Source organism: Humibacter soli (assembly GCF_054779035.1).
Genome location: NZ_BAAGYX010000001.1, coordinates 2,215,751 through 2,234,190, shown reverse-complemented (window position 1 = coordinate 2,234,190; position 18,440 = coordinate 2,215,751). Strand labels below are relative to the sequence as shown.

At 67.1% G+C, this 18,440-nt stretch carries 24 protein-coding genes; 22 read left to right on the top strand and 2 right to left on the bottom strand.

Going from position 1 to position 18,440, the window contains the following annotated elements; genetic code table 11:
* Positions 1-25: 25 nt before the first annotated feature.
* Complete coding sequence (locus ACYVDN_RS10370) at positions 26-4,216, top strand: glycosyltransferase (RefSeq protein ID WP_460571086.1); 4,191 nt, start codon at positions 26-28, stop codon at positions 4,214-4,216.
* Between the two features lie 44 nt (positions 4,217-4,260).
* Positions 4,261-5,358: a glycosyltransferase family protein gene (locus ACYVDN_RS10365; protein WP_460571084.1), complete on the top strand. Its 1,098-nt coding sequence runs from the start codon at positions 4,261-4,263 to the stop codon at positions 5,356-5,358.
* Between the two features lie 34 nt (positions 5,359-5,392).
* Here ACYVDN_RS10365 and ACYVDN_RS10360 read toward each other — a convergent pair whose 3' ends face one another.
* Together ACYVDN_RS10360 and ACYVDN_RS10355 are read right to left on the bottom strand one after the other, a co-directional pair.
* Positions 5,393-6,031, bottom strand: a complete 639-nt coding sequence (locus ACYVDN_RS10360) for a low molecular weight phosphatase family protein (protein ID WP_460571082.1) — start codon at positions 6,029-6,031, stop codon at positions 5,393-5,395.
* A 2-nt stretch (positions 6,032-6,033) separates the two neighbouring features.
* Positions 6,034-7,773 carry a polysaccharide biosynthesis tyrosine autokinase gene (locus ACYVDN_RS10355; protein WP_460571080.1) on the bottom strand — a complete coding sequence of 580 codons (1,740 nt, stop codon included), beginning with the start codon at positions 7,771-7,773 and terminating at the stop codon, positions 6,034-6,036.
* A gap of 871 nt (positions 7,774-8,644) precedes the next feature.
* On the opposite strand from ACYVDN_RS10355, the gene rpsJ reads away from it, so the two are divergent.
* The 20 genes from rpsJ to rplO all read left to right on the top strand — a co-directional run bounded on the left by rpsJ (position 8,645) and on the right by rplO (position 18,423).
* A complete protein-coding gene (gene rpsJ / locus ACYVDN_RS10350) occupies positions 8,645-8,953 on the top strand; it encodes a 30S ribosomal protein S10 (protein ID WP_005050520.1) in 309 nt (102 codons plus the stop codon).
* 10 nt (positions 8,954-8,963) lie between these two features.
* Positions 8,964-9,623 carry a large ribosomal subunit protein uL3 gene (gene rplC, locus ACYVDN_RS10345; protein WP_460571073.1) on the top strand — a complete coding sequence of 220 codons (660 nt, stop codon included), beginning with the start codon at positions 8,964-8,966 and terminating at the stop codon, positions 9,621-9,623.
* Between the two features lie 4 nt (positions 9,624-9,627).
* A complete protein-coding gene (gene rplD, locus ACYVDN_RS10340; RefSeq protein ID WP_460571071.1) occupies positions 9,628-10,278 on the top strand; it encodes a 50S ribosomal protein L4 in 651 nt (216 codons plus the stop codon).
* Positions 10,278-10,577 (top strand): uL23 family ribosomal protein, encoded by a 300-nt coding sequence (gene rplW / locus ACYVDN_RS10335; protein WP_460571069.1) that lies wholly within the window; start codon positions 10,278-10,280, stop codon positions 10,575-10,577. Before rplD ends, rplW begins: the two co-directional genes overlap by 1 nt.
* 17 nt (positions 10,578-10,594) lie before the next feature.
* Positions 10,595-11,434 (top strand): large ribosomal subunit protein uL2, encoded by an 840-nt coding sequence (rplB, locus tag ACYVDN_RS10330; RefSeq protein WP_460571067.1) that lies wholly within the window; start codon positions 10,595-10,597, stop codon positions 11,432-11,434.
* A gap of 13 nt (positions 11,435-11,447) precedes the next feature.
* Entirely contained in the window at positions 11,448-11,729 is a 282-nt protein-coding gene (gene rpsS, locus ACYVDN_RS10325) for a 30S ribosomal protein S19 (protein ID WP_022900930.1), read from the top strand.
* 25 nt (positions 11,730-11,754) lie between these two features.
* The gene (rplV, locus tag ACYVDN_RS10320) at positions 11,755-12,153 is read left to right on the top strand and encodes a large ribosomal subunit protein uL22 (RefSeq protein ID WP_460571065.1); all 399 of its coding nucleotides are present in this window, start codon (positions 11,755-11,757) and stop codon (positions 12,151-12,153) included.
* Positions 12,153-12,911: a small ribosomal subunit protein uS3 gene (gene rpsC, locus ACYVDN_RS10315; protein ID WP_460571063.1), complete on the top strand. Its 759-nt coding sequence runs from the start codon at positions 12,153-12,155 to the stop codon at positions 12,909-12,911. The genes rplV and rpsC overlap by 1 nt, the downstream gene beginning before the upstream one ends.
* 2 nt (positions 12,912-12,913) lie before the next feature.
* Entirely contained in the window at positions 12,914-13,333 is a 420-nt protein-coding gene (rplP, locus tag ACYVDN_RS10310) for a large ribosomal subunit protein uL16 (protein WP_460571061.1), read from the top strand.
* Positions 13,333-13,659 (top strand): large ribosomal subunit protein uL29, encoded by a 327-nt coding sequence (gene rpmC, locus ACYVDN_RS10305; RefSeq protein WP_460571059.1) that lies wholly within the window; start codon positions 13,333-13,335, stop codon positions 13,657-13,659. The genes rplP and rpmC overlap by 1 nt, the downstream gene beginning before the upstream one ends.
* Positions 13,659-14,009, top strand: a complete 351-nt coding sequence (gene rpsQ, locus ACYVDN_RS10300) for a small ribosomal subunit protein uS17 (RefSeq protein WP_460571057.1) — start codon at positions 13,659-13,661, stop codon at positions 14,007-14,009. The genes rpmC and rpsQ overlap by 1 nt, the downstream gene beginning before the upstream one ends.
* A gap of 33 nt (positions 14,010-14,042) precedes the next feature.
* On the top strand, positions 14,043-14,411 hold the full coding sequence (gene rplN, locus ACYVDN_RS10295) for a 50S ribosomal protein L14 (RefSeq protein WP_022900924.1): 369 nt from the start codon (positions 14,043-14,045) through the stop codon (positions 14,409-14,411).
* A 4-nt stretch (positions 14,412-14,415) separates the two neighbouring features.
* A complete protein-coding gene (gene rplX / locus ACYVDN_RS10290) occupies positions 14,416-14,778 on the top strand; it encodes a 50S ribosomal protein L24 (protein WP_460571055.1) in 363 nt (120 codons plus the stop codon).
* A complete protein-coding gene (rplE, locus tag ACYVDN_RS10285) occupies positions 14,778-15,371 on the top strand; it encodes a large ribosomal subunit protein uL5 (protein WP_460571053.1) in 594 nt (197 codons plus the stop codon). Before rplX ends, rplE begins: the two co-directional genes overlap by 1 nt.
* 193 nt (positions 15,372-15,564) lie before the next feature.
* On the top strand, positions 15,565-15,963 hold the full coding sequence (rpsH, locus tag ACYVDN_RS10280) for a 30S ribosomal protein S8 (RefSeq protein WP_460571051.1): 399 nt from the start codon (positions 15,565-15,567) through the stop codon (positions 15,961-15,963).
* Positions 15,964-15,967: 4 nt separating this feature from the next.
* A complete protein-coding gene (gene rplF / locus ACYVDN_RS10275; protein WP_460571049.1) occupies positions 15,968-16,504 on the top strand; it encodes a 50S ribosomal protein L6 in 537 nt (178 codons plus the stop codon).
* A gap of 2 nt (positions 16,505-16,506) precedes the next feature.
* On the top strand, positions 16,507-16,866 hold the full coding sequence (gene rplR, locus ACYVDN_RS10270) for a 50S ribosomal protein L18 (protein ID WP_460571047.1): 360 nt from the start codon (positions 16,507-16,509) through the stop codon (positions 16,864-16,866).
* Positions 16,867-16,892: 26 nt separating this feature from the next.
* A complete protein-coding gene (rpsE, locus tag ACYVDN_RS10265) occupies positions 16,893-17,576 on the top strand; it encodes a 30S ribosomal protein S5 (RefSeq protein ID WP_460572333.1) in 684 nt (227 codons plus the stop codon).
* A complete protein-coding gene (gene rpmD / locus ACYVDN_RS10260) occupies positions 17,576-17,758 on the top strand; it encodes a 50S ribosomal protein L30 (RefSeq protein ID WP_210416002.1) in 183 nt (60 codons plus the stop codon). Before rpsE ends, rpmD begins: the two co-directional genes overlap by 1 nt.
* A 2-nt stretch (positions 17,759-17,760) precedes the next feature.
* A complete protein-coding gene (rplO, locus tag ACYVDN_RS10255) occupies positions 17,761-18,423 on the top strand; it encodes a large ribosomal subunit protein uL15 (protein ID WP_460571045.1) in 663 nt (220 codons plus the stop codon).
* Positions 18,424-18,440 lie beyond the last annotated feature (17 nt).

Here is an 18,440-nt window from a genome sequence, read left to right as displayed (position 1 = left end):
TTCGTCACCTACCCCGAGGACAGCCATGAAGGTGCTCCGCATCGCCCATCACGCAGTGGTGTCCGCGTGGCGACAGCGTGAGCGTGAGCTCCGCGAACAGGGTGTCGACGTCGAGCTCATCTCGGCGAGGGTCTGGAACGAGGGCGGCCGCGACGTGCGGCTCGACGCCGAGGAAGACGGGTTCGTGCGGGGCGCGCGCACGATCGGCAGGCATCCAAGCGTGTTCGCCTACGACCCGCGGCCGATCTGGCGTGCGATCGGCAGCAAGCCCGATCTCATCGACCTTCATGAGGAGCCGAACGCCCTGGCGACGGCAGAGGTGCTGCTCATCAGGCGCCTGAGGGGGAGCAAGGCGCCCTACCTGCTCTACTCGGCGCAGAACATCCGCAAGCGGTACCCGATGCCGTTCAGATGGTTCGAGCGGATCGCTCTACGCGGTGCTGCTGCCGCGTACGTCTGCAACCGCGAGGCCGGCGAGATCCTCACGGCGAAGGGGCTCGCCGGGCCGGCCGTCGAGATACCGCTCGGCGTCGACGTGCGAACGTTCGAGCCCGCCGATCGCATGCCGCCGGCCGACAGCGTGAAGACCATCGGCTACGTCGGACGGCTGGAGGCACACAAGGGCGTCGACGTGCTGCTGCACGCCGTCGTCGGCCACGACGATTGGAGTGTGGAGCTCACCGGCGACGGTCCTCAGCGTGCAGAGCTGCAGGCCCTCGCGATCAACCTCGGGATCTCCGATCGCGTGAGGTTCCTCGGCTTCGCGAGCGGTGAGGAGCTCGCCGAGCGGTACAGGAACCTCGACATCCTCGCCGTCCCTTCGCTTCCGCGGCCGAACTGGCTCGAGCAGTTCTGCCGGGTCGCTGTGGAGGCGATGGCCTCCGGCGTTCCCGTCGTGGCGAGCGACTCGGGGGCCATTCCCGACGTGGTCGGCGATGCGGGTGTGCTCGTGCCGCCCGGCGACCCGGCGGCGCTCGCTGTCGCCATCGAGCGTGCGCTCGACCCTGGCCGCTGGCACGAACATCGGACGGCCGGGCTGGAGCGATCCGCACGGTTCACCTGGCAGAACGTGGCGACGCTGCAGCGCGAGCTGTACGAGTCGATCCTCGGCGACGCCGATGCCGGCGCGACCACCGGACCGCACGTACTCATCGTCGCGTACGGCTCGCCGGATCCGCTCGTCGGGTGCCTCGCCGAGCTTGGCGACGGTCTGCCCGTGACCATCGTGGACAACTCGTCGCTCCCCGAGACGCGGGAGCTGGCTGAGCGGCACGGCGCCCACTACGTCGATGCTGGCGCGAACCTGGGCTTCGCGGGGGGCGTGAACCTCGGGCTCGACACGATCGAGGCGGCGGGCGACGGTGAGCGAGATGTGCTGCTGCTCAACCCCGACGCCCGCCTCGGCCGTGAAGGCATCGATCGGATGCACGAGCTGCTGCACTCCACACCGCGCCTGGCAGCAGTCGGTGCGACGCAGACCGAACCTGAAACGGGAGCGCGGGTTCGCGTCTGGTGGCCCTTCCCGACGCCGGCCGGCGCGTGGATCGAGGCGGCCGGACTCGGCGGGCTGCGCCGCAGCCACGACTTCGCGATCGGCTCGGCGCTCTTGCTGCGACGTGCGGCGTTGGATGACATCGGTCGGCTCGACGAGCGGTTCTTCCTCTACGCGGAGGAGACCGACTGGCAGCGACGCGCGCGCTCGCGCGGCTGGGACATCGCGGTGGCCGACGTGGACGCGACTCACGAAGGCGCGGGCACCGGCGGCGATCCTCGGGTGAGGGAGCGGCACTTCTACGGCAGTGCGGAGCGGTACATCCGCAAGCACTACGGCGCGGGCGGATGGCAGCTCTACCGTGCTGGCACCTACCTGGGCGCGGCGGCCAGAGGCGCAGTGCTTCCCGGGGAGCGCGGTGCCGCCGCCCGGCGAAGAGCTGCGCTGTTCCGGCACGGACCGGTAGCCGTCGAGACCGGTGCGGTCGGCCCGCGACGCGCGGCCGCTCGGAGAACGGGCGGCCTTCACGTCGTGCACGTGGTGTGCTCTGAGGCCTTCGCCGGTGTCGAGCGCTATGTTCTGCACTCGGCGCTCTCCCTGCACGATGCCGGCTGTCGGGTGACCGTGATCGGCGGCGGTCTCGACACGATGGGGACCGTGCTGCAGAAGGCCGGCATCACCTGGCGCGCCGGCGCGACAGCGGCGGTCGCCTACCGGGCGCTTCGGCGCATCCCTGATGCCGATGTGATCGTCACACACATGACGATCGCCGATCTGGTCGGCACGGCGCCGGGCATCCGTCGGGCTCCGGTCGTCAGCGTTCGCCACTTCGCCGCGCAGCGAGGCGGCAACCCGGTGAATCGGGTTCTCGCGAAGTCTGCCGGTCGGCGGATGGCCGGCCAGCTCGCCATCTCGCGCTTCGTGGCGGCGAACGTCGAGGGCGACAGCGTCGTCGTGCACACCGGGGTGGCCGACGTCCCCGACGTCGACGAGGCTGCACGCGAACCCATCGTGCTCGCCCTGCAGCGTCTGGAGGCGGAGAAGCGCACAGACATCGCCATCCGTGCATGGGCCGTTGCTCAGCGTCCCGAGGGGTGGCGCCTCGTGATCGCGGGTGAGGGCGCCGACGAGGCGGGGTTGCGCGATCTCGCCGCCCGGCTCGGCGTCGCCGACACCGTGGACTTCGTCGGGTTCCAGACAGACGTGGCCGGATGGCTGTCCAGGGCATCCGTGTTGATCGCACCGACACCGCGCGAAGGACTGGGCCTCGCAGTACTCGAGGCGATGTCGTACGGGCTTCCCGTCGTGGCGGCAGCGGGCGGTGGTCATCTCGAGACCGTCGGGTCGGTGGAGGGGGCTGCCCTCTTCGCCGTGGACGATGCGCAGGAGGCCGGCAGCCTGCTCTCCGGGCTGATCACCGACCCCGAGCGGCGAGCAGAGTACGGCCGCGCCCTCCGATCGAGGCAACGCGAGGCGTTCGGCACGGCCGGTCAGACGGCCGCGACCATGCGGCTGCTCGACGAGGTCGCACGTGCGAAGGCCGGAGTGACCACGAGAGACACCACGGGCGCGGAGGCGCGGGCAGCACGAGGCGCGTCGAAGCACCTGGTGGTCGCCTCGCTCGAGGCGTGGAACGAGGTCTGGCGCCGCAACCAGTACGTGATCGATGGCCTCCTCGCCTCCGTCCCGTCGCTCGAGGTGCTGTTCATCGAGCCGCCCGCCGACCCGCTCTTCGCCCTGGCGTCCGGCCGACGGGCCGCGCTGGGCAGCGGGCTGCGCACGGGAGAGGGCTACGACGGCCGGCTGCACCTCTACCAACCGACGAAGGCCCTGCCGCGTCGCGCCGGTCGCATCGCCGACGATCTGGTCACGGCGGGCATCCGTCGTGCTGTCTCGAGGCTCGGATGGCGAGACGGAGTGCTCTGGATCAACGACCCCGGCCAGGCATCCCTCATCGACGCATTCGGCTGGCCGAGCCTCTACGACATGACGGATGACTGGGTCGCAGCCGAGCGCGGGGAGCGCGAGCACGACCGCATCGCGGCGGCCGACGCCGAGCTGCTGCGACGCTGCGACGAGGTGGTGGTGTGCTCGACGGGGCTGGAGCGTACCAAGGGCGTCTTCCGTCCGGTACATCTCATTCCGAATGCCGTGGACGTGGAGCGATACCGTCGCCCGGCCCCTCGGCCTGCCGACCTGCCGGACGGCCCGGTCGCGCTCTACGTCGGAACCCTGCACGAGGACAGGCTCGACGTCGACCTCGTCGTGCGAACGGCGGATGCCGCCGGGAACGGCACCGTCGTGCTGATCGGCCCGAACGCGCTGACGCCCGCGAACAGCGCGAGGCTCTCCGCGCATCCTCGCATCGTGGTGGCCGGTGCAAGGCCGCGCGACGAGGTGCCGGGGTACCTGCAGCACGCGAACGTGCTGATCGTGCCGCACGTGGTCGATGACTTCACCGAGAGCCTCGACCCCATCAAGCTGTACGAGTACCGCGCGGTCGGACGGCCGACGGTCAGCACTCCGGTTGCCGGTTTCCGTGACGCGGAGGGTGTTGATGCTGTTCCGTCCGACGCGTTCCCCGCGGCCGTCGCGATGCGTCTCGAGCGCTGGGAGGCGACGGTACTCGCCGGCGACGTGCCGGACTGGAAGGACCGTGTCGCCGACTTCGGTTCCGTGCTCGGCGGACTCGGCGTCGGTGGGCCCGGCCTTGGCCGGGACTGAACGGTGAAGCCCGGAATGGGGGAGCGTGGAATGGGGGAGCGCGAGTGACCGGTGTGATCGTGCACGAGTGGATGGAGTCGGTCGGCGGCGGCGAACGGGTGGTCGACGCCCTCGCCGAGGCGTTCCCCGATGCTCCGATCGTCTGCCCGTGGGACGACGTCGACGACCGGTACGGACCTGGGCGCGTCAGCCAGAGCTGGCTCGCGCGCACGCCGCTACGCGACCACAAGGCGGCATCCATGCCGTTCCTGCTCGAGTGGTGGCGCAGGCTGCCTGCCGTACCCGACGCCGAGTGGCTGCTCTGCTGCACCCATCTCTTCGCGCATCATGCCAGGATGCGACGGCCCGAGCGCGACGTGCCCAAGTTCGTCTACACCTACAGCCCCGCCCGCTACATCTGGGAGCCGGAGATCGACCAGCGCGGCGCGGGAGCGCTCGCTCGGGCCGTCGCGCAGCCGCTGCGCTCGATCGACCGCCGCCGCGCGCAGGAGCCCGTGAAGATCGCCGCCAACAGCAGATTCATCGCCGAGCGCATCGAGCGGTGCTGGGACCGCGAGAGCACCGTGATCTACCCGCCGGTCGACCTCAGCGTGTTCCCGGGTAGCGACGACGAGCTCACCCCAGATGAGCTGGCGATCCTGGATGCCCTTCCCTCCGGTTTTCTGCTCGGCGCGTCGCGCTTCGTGCCGTACAAACGCCTCGACCTCGCGATCGAGGCCGGCGTCGCCGCCGACCTGCCGGTGGTGATCGCGGGAGACGGACCTGAGCGTGAACGCTTGACGGCGCTCGCCGCCGAGCACCCCGGCCGTGTCACGTTCGTGACGCGGCCATCGAACGCCCTGCTGCGCGCCCTCTACCGCAGGGCCGCTGTCTTCTTCTTCGGACCCATCGAGGACTTCGGCATCATGCCCGTCGAGGCCATGGCCGCGGGTACCCCGGTGGTCGGCAACGCCATCGGCGGCGCAGCGGAGACCGTGCTCGACGGCGTCTCCGGCTCACTGTTCACCTCCACCGACCCTGCGGAGCTGCGTAGGGCCGTCGAGGTCGCGCTCTCGATGGATCCGGAGGACTGCCGTCGGCGTGCCAGGCTCTTCGACGGCTCGACGTTCGGCGACCGCATGAAGGACTGGATGGGCGTCTAGCGCCGGATACGGAACCCTGTTCTCTGAACCCTGTCTATTGAACCCAGGTCATCCGCTGCACGTTCTCGCGCCCTGGCACCAGGTGCTCCGCGACACGGTCGATCTCCCTGGTGAGCTCCGCGACGAGGTCATGCCACGCCTCTGGCGGCTCGTCGACGGGGTCGGCGATGTCGTCATCCGAGCTCGACCCGATCATGTCGGAGCGCGGTCGATCGGCAGCCTCCTGCTCGATCCACCCGCGCAGCGACACGTGCCTGCGCGGCGGGTGGTCATCGAGCCATCTCACGAACTGGGGCAGGGTGAACACGCGGGGCCAGAGCTCGCTGTCAGCAGCGACGAGCTCGCGCACGTGCTGCCTCGTCATGGTGAGTATGACGTCCCAGCCGCCAAGGGCGCGGGTGTCTGCGCGCTTGCTGATGTGGGATGAGGTGTCGTACCCCCACTCCCTCGCGACCATCACTCCGTTCGGCGGCATCGACCTGCCGCCCTCGATGAGCCCGGCCGACGCGAAGACGAACGGCAGACCGGAGAATCGCCTGCGGGCGATGACCTCGGCCATCACCGAACGGCACTGGTTCGCGGTGCAGATGAAAAGGATGCTCGTGACATCCGCCCCGACGCCCTGCTCGAGGTCGGGTCCGTTCACCTCGTCGGCGTACGACGAGCCGCTCACGATCAGACCTTCTCGCCCTCAGCCGAGTCGTGCCCACGGTCGGCAGGAGCAGGGTCGTCGGACGGCGACGAGATGTCAGCGGCGCGCGTCGGATCGACGTCCGCGTTCGCGATGTCGATGAAGCCCTCGTCGAAATCGTCTTCGGGCGCAATAGGCACCACCTGTGCCGGAACCTCGTCTCCCTGGGCGATCACGGTCGGGCGACGCCGGTTCTTGTTCGAGGCGCCGTAGTACGCGGAGTACGACTTGGGGATGCGCCGGCGAGACCGATTGGCCACCGTTCCCAGCACGGTGATGCCGTTGCTCGCGAGCGCGCGCAGCGTCTCCACGAGCAGCTTGCGCCGTGTGCGGCGAACGGATGCCACGAGCACCGCACCGTCCGAGTGCGCGGCGAGCAGGCTGGCGTCGACCAGCGCGAGGGCCGGGGGAGAGTCGATGACCACGATGTCGCACAGCGAACGCAGCGAAGCGATGATGTCGCCGAGCCCGTCGACGGCGAGCAGGTCAGCAGGGTCCCACGGTTCCGAGCCTGCAGGCAGGATGCTCAAGCCTCTGAATTTCGTGGCGTTCAGGCTGTCAGCGATCTCTTCGCGGCTCGGCGCGGCACCACGGATGGCCGCCGTCTGCAGCAGCTCGGTCAGCCCTCGCCCTGTGGCAACATCGCCGAAATACTCGTCGAGCCCCGGCTTGCGCAAATCGCCGCCGACCAGCACGACGCGCTTTCCCGTCCTCGCCCATGCGAGGGCGAGGTTCGACGACACGAACGTCTTGCCGTCGCCGGGCTCGACGCTCGTCAGCACGACGACATCGTTGCCCTGCGGCAGAAGCACCTGCAGGGTCGTGCGGAGTGCCCGTAGGCCCTCGTTCAACGACGTGCGCTTGCGGCCCGCGGCCGGCAACCAGTCGCCGCGGCGCAGCATCCGCTTGTCGAGGGCCAGCTCGCCGAGTGCAGGCAGACCGGTGAGGGCCTCGAGCTCTTCCTCACCGCGGAGTCGGTCGTCGAAGGCATCCCAGATCAAGGCGATGCCGATTCCCGCGATGAGCCCGGTGACGAGAGCGACCGCTATCGCGATGAGCGGACTCGTCCCCTGGAACTCGCCGGGCGTCGCGGTCTGGGTGACGGTCAGCGGCTTGCCGGCGCTGTCGATCTTGTTGATGGTGTCTGTGGCATTTCCCAGGGAACTGATGGCGTTGGCGAGGTTGGACTGCGCGATGGAGTTCGCGGGATTGGCCGTGACCTGCGCCTGATATACCTCGGCGGTGGCCGTCCATTTCGCCTGCTGCGCCTCCGCCGCCTTCTTCGCGATCTCCATCTGGCCCGTGAGGTAGGTGTTGTAGGACTCTGCGACAGCCGTCGCCCGCTCCTGAGACTGAGCGGAGTTGCGACCTTCCGCCGTGATGATGATCACCGTCGGTTGGTTCTGCGATGTCGTCTGGCCAAGGGAGTAGCCGACGCCCCACGTCGCGCCGGCGACCGCCGGCTCACCGACCTTCTTCGCGGCTGGCCCCAGAACCGCGGGCGAGGTGATGCTCGCCGGGTCGAAGTCCACGGCGGCTGTGCCGATCTGCCCACTGGCGGCAGCCGAGGTGGCCAGCGAGCTCATCCGCACGGTGATCGATGAGGTGTACACCGGCGTCTGACGCAGCAGGAACACGGCAGCGACCGCCACCGCCAGCACCACGACCCCGATGATGAGAAGCCGTCGTTGCCAGATGGCGTTCAAAGCTTGCCGAAAAGTCACTTCGTCTCCCGCTGGCGTGCCGATCGCGCGACAACACTACCGGTCGCAGTCCTACTCATCATGCATGCCCCCTGGGCGGCGCTGCGACGGTTGTCGCGCCCGAATCGCCTGCCCGCACGATCGCCGTCGATCCAGGGATGACCGTGGTCGCTCCCAGCGATGGAGATGTGTCCACACAATCTACCTTCGCCCGGTGCGAGAACGCCTCTTTTTCGGGCTCAGAAGAATATGCAGTCGACCCCCCGAAAGAGACAGTTGACGTTTGCTCAGATTTGCCTACGCTGAAAGGGCTAGACGAGGTGCACGCGAAGTGGCTCTGGCGCCTGCGTTGCACCGACGGTGGTCTTGAGTACCCCCCTGGAGACACCGTCACGGATGCCCCGCCGTACCCGAAACACGGCGGGGCATCCCCTTTTCTCCGGCGGGTCCTGTGGTCATGTAGCGGGTGGTCTGCAGCCGCGACACGCCCGAGTTGCACGAGACCCAAATATCCGGCATACTTTTCTGGTTCAACATTTCGGTGAGGCGCGCCCCCGTGCCGCCATCCGAATCACTGCCAGGCAGTGCATAGCCGCTTCAGACGGGCCGATCGAGTCGGCCGGGAGAGTTCAGGCTAGGCCGCGGGCAGAAGGACACAGCTTAATCGACACCCCGACGCCCATGGGTCATCCATGTGCCCGCGACGGCGACACGCCCGAGCGCGGGGGCCGGTGAAGAGTGAGGGATGCCTCGGCGTGAGCCACGGCATCCCTTGCCTTGACAGAAGAACAGCGGTGCGACACACGTGGTGCCGGCAAGCGTGAGAACGCGACTGCGTCCAATGCGGCTCTGACTGCCGTATGACGCCTGAACAGTAGAGAGAGAGTCAGATATGGCGGGACAGAAGATCCGCATTCGGCTTAAGTCGTATGACCACGAGGTCATCGACACCTCGGCGCGAAAGATCGTCGACACGGTGACCCGTGCCGGCGCGACCGTCGTCGGGCCGGTGCCGCTCCCCACCGAGAAGAACGTGGTGTGCGTCATCCGTTCGCCCCACAAGTACAAGGACAGCCGCGAGCACTTCGAGATGCGCACGCACAAGCGGCTGATCGACATCATCGACCCGACGCCGAAGGCCGTCGACTCGCTCATGCGTCTCGACCTGCCGGCCGACGTCAACATCGAGATCAAGCTGTAGGGGTCCATCCATGTCTACTACTGAGACCAAGACCGTCAAGGGTCTGCTCGGCAAGAAGCTCGGCATGACCCAGGTGTGGGACGAGAACAACAAGCTCATCCCCGTCACCGTCGTCGAGATCACGCCGAACGTCGTGACCCAGATCCGTACGCCCGAGGTCGACGGCTACAACGCCGTGCAGATCGCCTACGGCTCGATCGACCCTCGCAAGGTGAACAAGCCGGCGAGCGGCCACTTCGAGAAGGCAGGCGTCACGCCGCGCCGTCACCTCACCGAGGTTCGCACCGCTGACGCTTCCGAGTACGCGCCCGGCCAGGAGCTGACCGTCGAGGGCACCTTCGAGGCCGGCCAGAAGGTCGACGTCGTCGGAACCTCGAAGGGTAAGGGCACCGCCGGTGTCATGAAGCGCCACAACTTCAAGGGCGTCTCCGCTTCGCACGGTTCGCACCGCAACCACCGCAAGCCCGGTTCGATCGGCGCCTCCTCGACGCCGAGCCGTGTCTTCAAGGGCATGCGCATGGCCGGCCGCATGGGCGCAGAGCGCGTGACCGTGCTCAACCTCACGGTGCACTCGGTCGACGCCGCCAAGGGCCTGCTGCTCGTCAAGGGCGCGGTTCCCGGTGCTCGCGGTCGCATCGTCTTCGTCCGCAACGCAGTGAAGGGAGCGTAGTCACATGGCTACCTCGATCGACGTTTTCGACGCCGCCGGCAAGAAGTCCGGCTCCGTCGACCTTCCCGCGGAGATCTTCGACGTTCAGGTCAACATCCCGCTGATCCACCAGGTCGTCGTTGCGCAGCTCGCCGCCGCCCGCCAGGGCACGCACAAGACCAAGACCCGCGGTGAGGTCTCCGGTGCCGGCCGCAAGCCGTTCAAGCAGAAGGGCACAGGTCGCGCTCGTCAGGGCTCGATCCGTGCGCCCCAGATGACCGGCGGTGGCATCGTGCACGGCCCGACTCCGCGTGACTACGCACAGCGCACCCCCAAGAAGATGATCGCCGCCGCACTGCTCGGTTCGCTCAGCGACCGCGCCCGCGGTGCGCGCGTGCACGTCGTCGAGTCGCTCATCGCAGGCGAGGCGCCTTCGACGAAGGCCGCCGTCGCGCTTCTTGACGGAATCGCAGCGTCCAAGCACGTTCTGGTCGTCACCGAGCGCGGCGACGAGCTGGGCGTGAAGAGCGTTCGCAACATCCCGACGGTGCACACGCTGGTGTTCGACCAGCTGAACGCCTACGACGTGCTCGTCTCCGACGACATCGTCTTCACCAAGGGTGCCTTCGACTCCTTCGTGGCATCCAAGACGAAGAAGGAAGAGGTGAACGCGTAATGGCCGCCATCAACAAGGACCCGCGCGACATCATCATCGCTCCGGTCGTGTCCGAGAAGAGCTACTCGCTCATCGACGAGGGCAAGTACACCTTCCTCGTCGACCCCCGCTCGAACAAGACCGAGATCAAGCTCGCGATCGAGAAGATCTTCAAGGTCGAGGTCGCATCCGTCAACACGTTGAACCGCCAGGGCAAGACCCGCCGCACCCGCTTCGGCGCCGGCAAGCGCAAGGACACCAAGCGCGCCATCGTCACCCTGAAGTCCGGTTCCATCGACATCTTCACGGCTGTCGGCTAGGGAGCAAGGGAACAACTATGGCTATTCGCAAGTACAAGCCGACGACCCCGGGTCGCCGCGGCTCGTCCGTGGCCGACTTCGCCGAGATCACCCGGTCGACGCCTGAGAAGTCGCTGCTCAAGCCGCTGTCGAAGACCGGTGGCCGCAACAACCAGGGCCGCATCACCACCCGCCACATCGGTGGTGGCCACAAGCGTCAGTACCGTGTCATCGACTTCCGTCGCAACGACAAGGACGGCGTCAACGCCAAGGTCGCGCACATCGAGTACGACCCGAACCGCACGGCGCGCATCGCTCTGCTGCACTTCGTCGACGGCACCAAGCGCTACATCATCGCTCCGGACAAGCTCCGTCAGGGCGACATCGTGGAGTCCGGTCCGAACGCCGACATCAAGCCGGGCAACAACCTGCCGCTGCGCAACATCCCGACCGGTACGGTCATCCACGCCATCGAGCTCAAGCCGGGTGGGGGCGCGAAGATCGCCCGCTCGGCAGGTGCATCCGTTCGCCTCGTCGCGAAGGACGGCCCCTACGCCCAGCTGCGTATGCCGTCCGGCGAGATCCGCAACGTCGATGTGCGCTGCCGCGCCACCATCGGCGAGGTCGGCAACGCCGAGCAGTCGAACATCAACTGGGGCAAGGCCGGCCGCATGCGCTGGAAGGGCGTCCGCCCGACCGTGCGTGGTGTCGCGATGAACCCGATCGACCACCCGCACGGTGGTGGTGAGGGCAAGACCTCAGGTGGTCGCCACCCGGTCAGCCCGTGGGGCCAGAAGGAAGGCCGCACGCGTCACCCGAACAAGGAAAGCGACAAGCTGATCGTCCGCCGCCGTAACGCCGGCAAGAAGCGCAAGTAGGAGTAAGTAGAAGATGCCTCGCAGTCTCAAGAAGGGCCCCTTCGTCGACGAGCACCTGCTTACCAAGGTGGTTCGCGCGAACGAGTCCGGCAGCAAGAACGTCATCAAGACGTGGTCCCGCCGCTCGATGATCGTCCCGGCCATGCTCGGCCACACGATCGCCGTGCACGACGGACGCAAGCACATCCCGGTCTTCGTCACAGAGACGATGGTCGGCCACAAGCTCGGGGAGTTCGCCCCGACCCGCACCTTCCGGGGACACGTGAAGGACGACAAGAAGGGTCGTCGCCGCTAGTCGGTGACAAGAGGAGGAGAGAGAAATGGTGGAGTCGATCGCCCGCGTGCGACACATCCGCGTCACGCCTCAGAAGGCTCGTCGTGTCGTCGATCTGATCCGCGGCAAGCAGGCTCAGGAGGCCCTGGCCATCCTGAAGTTCGCCCCCCAGGGCGCGAGCGAGCCGGTGTACAAGCTCGTGGCATCCGCAATGGCAAACGCCCGTGTGAAGGCCGACGCGACCAACGAGTACCTGGACGAGCGCGACCTCTACGTGAGCCGCGCATTCGTCGACGAGGGCACGACGCTGAAGCGTTTCCAGCCCCGTGCACAGGGCCGCGCGTTCCGCATCAACAAGCGCACCAGCCACATCACGATCGTGCTGGCCACCCCCGAGGAGGCCGAGGCGACGAAGAAGCAGGGCACGAAGAAGGCGAGCAAGTAATGGGTCAGAAGGTCAACCCCTACGGCTTCCGTCTGGGAATCACCACGGACCACGTGTCTCGCTGGTTCTCGGACTCGACGAAGCCCGGTCAGCGTTACGCCGACTACATCGCCGAGGACGTCAAGATCCGCCGCCTGCTGGCGACGCAGCTCGACCGTGCCGGTGTCTCGCGCATCGAGATCGAGCGCACCCGTGACCGCGTGCGTGTGGACATCCATACCGCCCGTCCCGGCATCGTGATCGGTCGCCGTGGTGCAGAGGCCGAGCGCATCCGCGCCGACCTCGAGAAGCTCACCGGCAAGCAGATCCAGCTGAACATCCTCGAGGTCAAGAACCCCGAGGCGGATGCCCAGCTCGTCGCTCAGGGAATCGCCGAGCAGCTCTCCGCCCGCGTGGCCTTCCGCCGCGCGATGCGCAAGGGTCTGCAGGGCGCGCAGCGCGCAGGCGCCAAGGGTGTCCGCATCCAGGTGTCCGGTCGCCTCGGCGGCGCCGAGATGAGCCGTTCGGAGTTCTACCGCGAGGGTCGTGTGCCGCTGCACACGCTGCGCGCGAACATCGACTACGGCTTCTACGAGGCCAAGACCACCTTCGGCCGCATCGGCGTGAAGGTCTGGATCTACAAGGGCGACATCACCAACAAGGAACTCGCGCGCGAGCAGGCCGCTGCCAAGAGCGGCCGCCCCGAGCGCAGCGACCGTCCGCGCCGTGCGCCTCGCGCCCAGGCCGAGGCCCCAGCGGCAGAAGGAGCCAGTGCATAACCATGTTGATTCCCCGCAGAGTCAAGCACCGCAAGCAGCACCACCCCGGCCGTAGCGGCCAGGCGACCGGTGGCACGAAGGTGACCTTCGGCGAGTACGGCATCCAGGCCATCACGCCCGCTTACGTGACCAACAGGCAGATCGAGTCCGCTCGTATCGCCATGACGCGTCACATCAAGCGTGGCGGAAAGGTGTGGATCAACATCTACCCCGACCGTCCGCTCACGAAGAAGCCTGCCGAGACCCGCATGGGTTCCGGTAAGGGTTCCCCCGAGTGGTGGGTCGCGAACGTCAAGCCGGGCCGCGTGCTCTTCGAGGTCGCCGGCGTCAACGAGACGCTGGCGCGCGAGGCACTCACCCGTGCCATCCACAAGCTGCCCCTCAAGGCACGCATCATCAAGCGCGAGGAGGGCGACGCGTAATGGCGATCGGAACCAAGGAGCTCGCTACCCCCGAGCTCGACACCTTCGACGACGAGAAGCTCGTCGACGAACTGAAGAAGGCCAAGGAAGAGCTGTTCAACCTGCGCTTCCAGTCGGCGACCGGCCAGCTCGAGAGCCACGGCCGTCTCCGCGCCGTCAAGCGCGACATCGCCCGCATCTACACGGTGATCCGCGAGCGCGAGCTCGGCATCCGTGCGACGCCGGCCCCGGTCGAGGCTCCTGCCAAGGCCGAGAAGAAGACGAAGTCCACCAAGAAGGCAGATGCCGCTGAGGCGCCGGCCGAGACGAAGGAGGAGGCGGAGTAATGGCTGCCACCAAGGCCAAGGCCGCCGAGGCTCAGTCCGAGACTGAGACCGTCGCCGCCGGTCACGAGCACGCTGCGCACGACGTCAAGGAGGCGGGCGCCCGCGGCTACCGCAAGGCGCGTCGCGGTTATGTCGTCAGCGACAAGATGGACAAGACCATCGTCGTCGAGGTCGAGGACCGCGTGAAGCACCCGCTGTACGGCAAGGTCATCCGCCGCACCACCAAGGTGAAGGCGCACGACGAGCTGAACACCGCCGGCATCGGCGACCTCGTGATCATCAACGAGACCCGTCCGTACAGCGCTACCAAGCGCTGGCGTCTGGTCGAGATCCTCGAGAAGGCCAAGTAAGCCTCGGGCTTGCTTGTGAAGGAGTTGTAAGAAGTGATTCAGCAGGAATCCCGACTCAAGGTCGCCGACAACACCGGCGCCAAGGAGTTGCTGACGATCCGTGTTCTCGGCGGCTCGAAGCGCAAGTACGCCGGCCTCGGCGACACGATCGTTGCGACCGTGAAGGATGCCATCCCCGGCGGCAACGTGAAGAAGGGCGACGTCGTCAAGGCGGTCATCGTCCGCACCGTGAAGCAGACGCGCCGTGCAGACGGCTCGTACATCAAGTTCGATGAGAACGCCGCGGTGATCTTGAAGAACGACGGCGACCCCCGTGGTACCCGCATCTTCGGACCGGTCGGTCGCGAGCTGCGCGACAAGAAGTTCATGAAGATCATCTCGCTGGCACCGGAGGTGATCTGACCCCATGGGAGCGAACATCAAGAAGGGTGACCTCGTGCAGGTCATCACGGGCGCGAGCCAGGCCCGCGGCGGAGACCGCGGCAAGCAGGGTCGCGTTCTCGAGGTGCTCGTCGAGCAGGACCGCGTGGTCGTCGAGGGCGTGAACTTCGTCACTAAGCACGTCAAGGTCGGCCAGACCCAGCGCGGATCGAAGACCGGCGGCATCGAGACGCAGGAAGCTCCGATCCACGTGTCGAACGTGGCGCTCGTCGACCCCGAGACGAAGAAGCCGACCCGCGTCGGCTTCCGCGAGGAGAAGGTGACGAAGGACGGCGTCACGAAGACCGTCCGCGTCCGCTACGCCAAGAAGTCAGGTAAGGACCTGTAATGACCGACACCGCAACTGCCGCGCAGGCTGGCACGCCCAACCGGGTCCAGCCGCGCCTCAAGCAGAAGTACAAGAACGAGATCGCCGCGAAGCTCACCGAGCAGTTCGGCTACGCCAACGTGCACCAGGTTCCGGGTCTCGTGAAGATCGTCGTGAACTCGGGCGTCGGTGACGCGGCCCGCGACAGCAAGATCATCGATGGTGCTGTCGCCGACCTCACCAAGATCACCGGCCAGAAGCCGCAGGTCACGAAGGCCCGCAAGTCCATCGCGCAGTTCAAGCTGCGCGAGGGTCAGCCGATCGGCGCGCACGTCACCCTTCGTGGCGACCGCGCGTGGGAGTTCCTCGACCGTCTGCTCACGCTCGCGCTTCCGCGCATCCGTGACTTCCGCGGTCTCTCCGACCGTCAGTTCGACGGCAACGGCAACTACACGTTCGGTGTGACCGAGCAGTCGATCTTCCACGAGATCGACCAGGACAAGATCGACCGCGTCCGCGGTTTCGACATCACCGTCGTCACCACGGCGAAGACGGATGACGAGGGTCGCGCCCTGCTGAAGGCGCTCGGCTTCCCGTTCAAGTCGAACGACTGACATCCACGACTCACAACCGAATACCGACGCCGCTCTTGACCACTGCCCGGAGCTGGAACCGTGCGAGCGCAGCTCGCCCGGCGCTGGCGTCGCGACGATGATCCACCGGATCATCGCTTCCAGCTCCAGCGCGCATCTACGGTCGGTTCTCTTGTAAAGGGCCCCGATACCGGATGAACAAAGGAAACAACCCATGACCATGACAGATCCGGTCGCAGACATGCTGACCAGACTGCGCAACGCGAACTCGGCGTACCACGACACCGTGTCGATGCCGAGCTCGAAGCTGAAGTCGCACATCGCCGAGATCCTGAAGAGCGAGGGCTACATCTCCGACTGGGCCGTCAGTGACGCCCGCGTCGGACAGACGCTCACGCTGAACCTCAAGTTCGGTCCGAACCGCGAGCGTTCCATCGCGGGCATCAAGCGCGTCTCGAAGCCCGGACTCCGCGTCTACGCGAAGTCCACTGAGCTGCCCAGCGTGCTCGGCGGCCTCGGCGTCGCCATCCTGTCCACCTCCTCGGGTCTGCTCACGGACCGCGAGGCCGAGAAGAAGGGCGTCGGCGGGGAAGTCCTCGCCTACGTGTGGTAGCAAGATGTCCCGAATCGGAAGACTTCCCATCGACATCCCGACCGGCGTCGACGTCAAGGTCGACGGCCAGGATGTGACCGTCAAGGGCCCGAAGGGCGAGCTGTCGCTCACCGTGGCCCAGCCCATCCAGGTGAAGATCGAGGAGAACAGGGTTCTCGTCTCTCGCCCGGATGACGAGCGCACCTCGCGCTCCCTCCACGGCCTCACGCGCACGCTGATCAACAACCAGATCATCGGAGTCACGCAGGGCTACTCGAAGGGCCTCGAGATCGTCGGCACGGGTTACCGTGTCGCGCAGAAGGGCTCCTCCATCGAGTTCGCCCTCGGGTTCTCGCACCCGGTCACCGTCGAGCCGCCGGCCGGCATCAGCCTCACGGTGGAGGGCAACAACAAGGTCACCGTCGCCGGCATCGACAAGCAGGCCGTCGGCGAGGCCGCCGCGAACATCCGCAAGATCAAGAAGCCGGAACCGTACAAGGGCAAGGGCATTCGCTACGCAGGCGAGGTCGTCCGTCGTAAGGCCGGAAAGGCTGGTAAGTAAGCATGAGCGTCAAGAGCAAGTCAGCGGCACGCGACCGCCGGCACGCACGCCTTCGCAAGAAGGTCGTCGGCACGGCTGGTCGTCCCCGTCTGGTCGTCACGCGCTCCGCGCGTCACGTCTTCGTGCAGGTCGTCGACGACGCGAAGGGCCACACGCTGGCCTCCGCGTCGACCCTCGAGGCAGACCTCCGCGGCTTCGACGGTGACAAGACCGCCAAGGCCCGCAAGGTCGGAGAGCTTGTCGCCGAGCGCGCCAAGCAGGCCGGCGTCGCCGAGGTCGTCTTCGACCGCGGCGGAAACAAGTACGCCGGTCGCGTCGCCGCGATCGCCGAAGGAGCCCGGGAAGGTGGGCTGAGCCTGTGAGTGAGAACGAGACGAAGGAGCAGGACGTGGCCGCCGAGCAGACGACTGCGGAGAAGCCGGTCGAGACCGCGGCCGGAACGGACACCACGAGCCGTGACGCCCGCGACGGACGCCGTGGCGGACGTGACCGCAATCAGGGTCGCGACCGTGGTGGACGTGACGCGGACAAGAGCCAGTTCCTCGAGCGCGTCGTGACCATCAACCGCGTTTCCAAGGTGGTCAAGGGTGGTCGTCGCTTCAGCTTCACCGCACTGGTCGTCGTCGGTGACGGCAACGGCCTCGTGGGTGTCGGCTACGGCAAGGCCCGCGAGGTGCCGCTGGCGATCTCGAAGGGCGTCGAAGAGGCGAAGAAGAACTTCTTCCGCGTGCCTCGCGTCGGCAGCACCATCCCGCACCCGGTGCAGGGTGAGGCCGCTGCCGGTGTCGTGTTGCTGCGTCCGGCCGGCGCCGGTACCGGTGTTATCGCCGGTGGCCCGGTGCGTGCCGTGCTGGAGTGCGCAGGCATCCACGACGTGCTGAGCAAGTCGCTCGGCTCGTCCAACACCATCAACATCGTGCACGCGACCGTAGAGGCGCTGCAGCAGCTCGAGGAGCCTCGTGCCGTTGCCGCCCGTCGTGGGCTCGACTTCGATGAGGTCGCTCCCCGCCGGCTGGTCCGTGCAGAAGCAGAGGCGGCAGAGGCCGCCCGAACCGCGAAGGCTGGTGCGTAATGGCGCAGCTCAAGGTGACCCAGATCAAGTCCAAAGTAAGTGAGAAGCAGAACCAGCGCGACACGCTTCGCAGCCTGGGACTGAAGCGCATCGGTGACGTCGTCGTTCGTGAGGACACCCCTCAGAACCGCGGCTACGTCAAGACCGTCGCTCACCTGGTGAAGGTCGAGGAGATTGACTAATCATGGCTGACGAGAAGACCGAGAAGAAGGTCCCCGCCGAGGCCAAGGCCAAGGCGCCCGCGAAGGCGACCACGAAGAAGGCTGAGGCCGGAACGGCCGAAGCATCGAGCGCAGCCGCCGGCACGGCAGCTGCTGCGAGAAAGACCAGCACAGCGTCCAGCGAGAAGACCGCTGCGAAGGCTGAGAAGCCTGCTGCGAAGAAGACCGCCGATGTCCCTGAGAAGCGCGAGCCGGTTCTCAAGGTGCACCACCTGCGTCCGGCCGCCGGCGCCAAGAAGGACCGCACTCGCGTCGGACGCGGTGAGGGCTCGAAGGGTAAGACGGCGGGTCGCGGTACCAAGGGAACCAAGGCGCGCTACCAGGTGCGCCCCGGCTTCCAGGGTGGTCAGCTGCCGTTCCACATGCGTTCGCCGAAGCTGCGCGGGTTCAAGAACCCGTTCCGCATCGAGTACCAGGTCGTGAACCTGGAGAAGCTGGCCGAGCTGTACCCGGCCGGTGGCGACGTGACGGTGAGCGACCTGGTCGCCAAGGGCGCCGTTCGCAAGAACGAGAAGGTCAAGGTCCTGGGCAACGGCGACATCGCCGTGAAGCTGAACGTCGAGGTCGACAAGGTCTCCGGTTCGGCCGAGCAGAAGATCGTCGCGGCCGGAGGCTCGGTCAAGTAGTCCCCGACCCCGCCGGA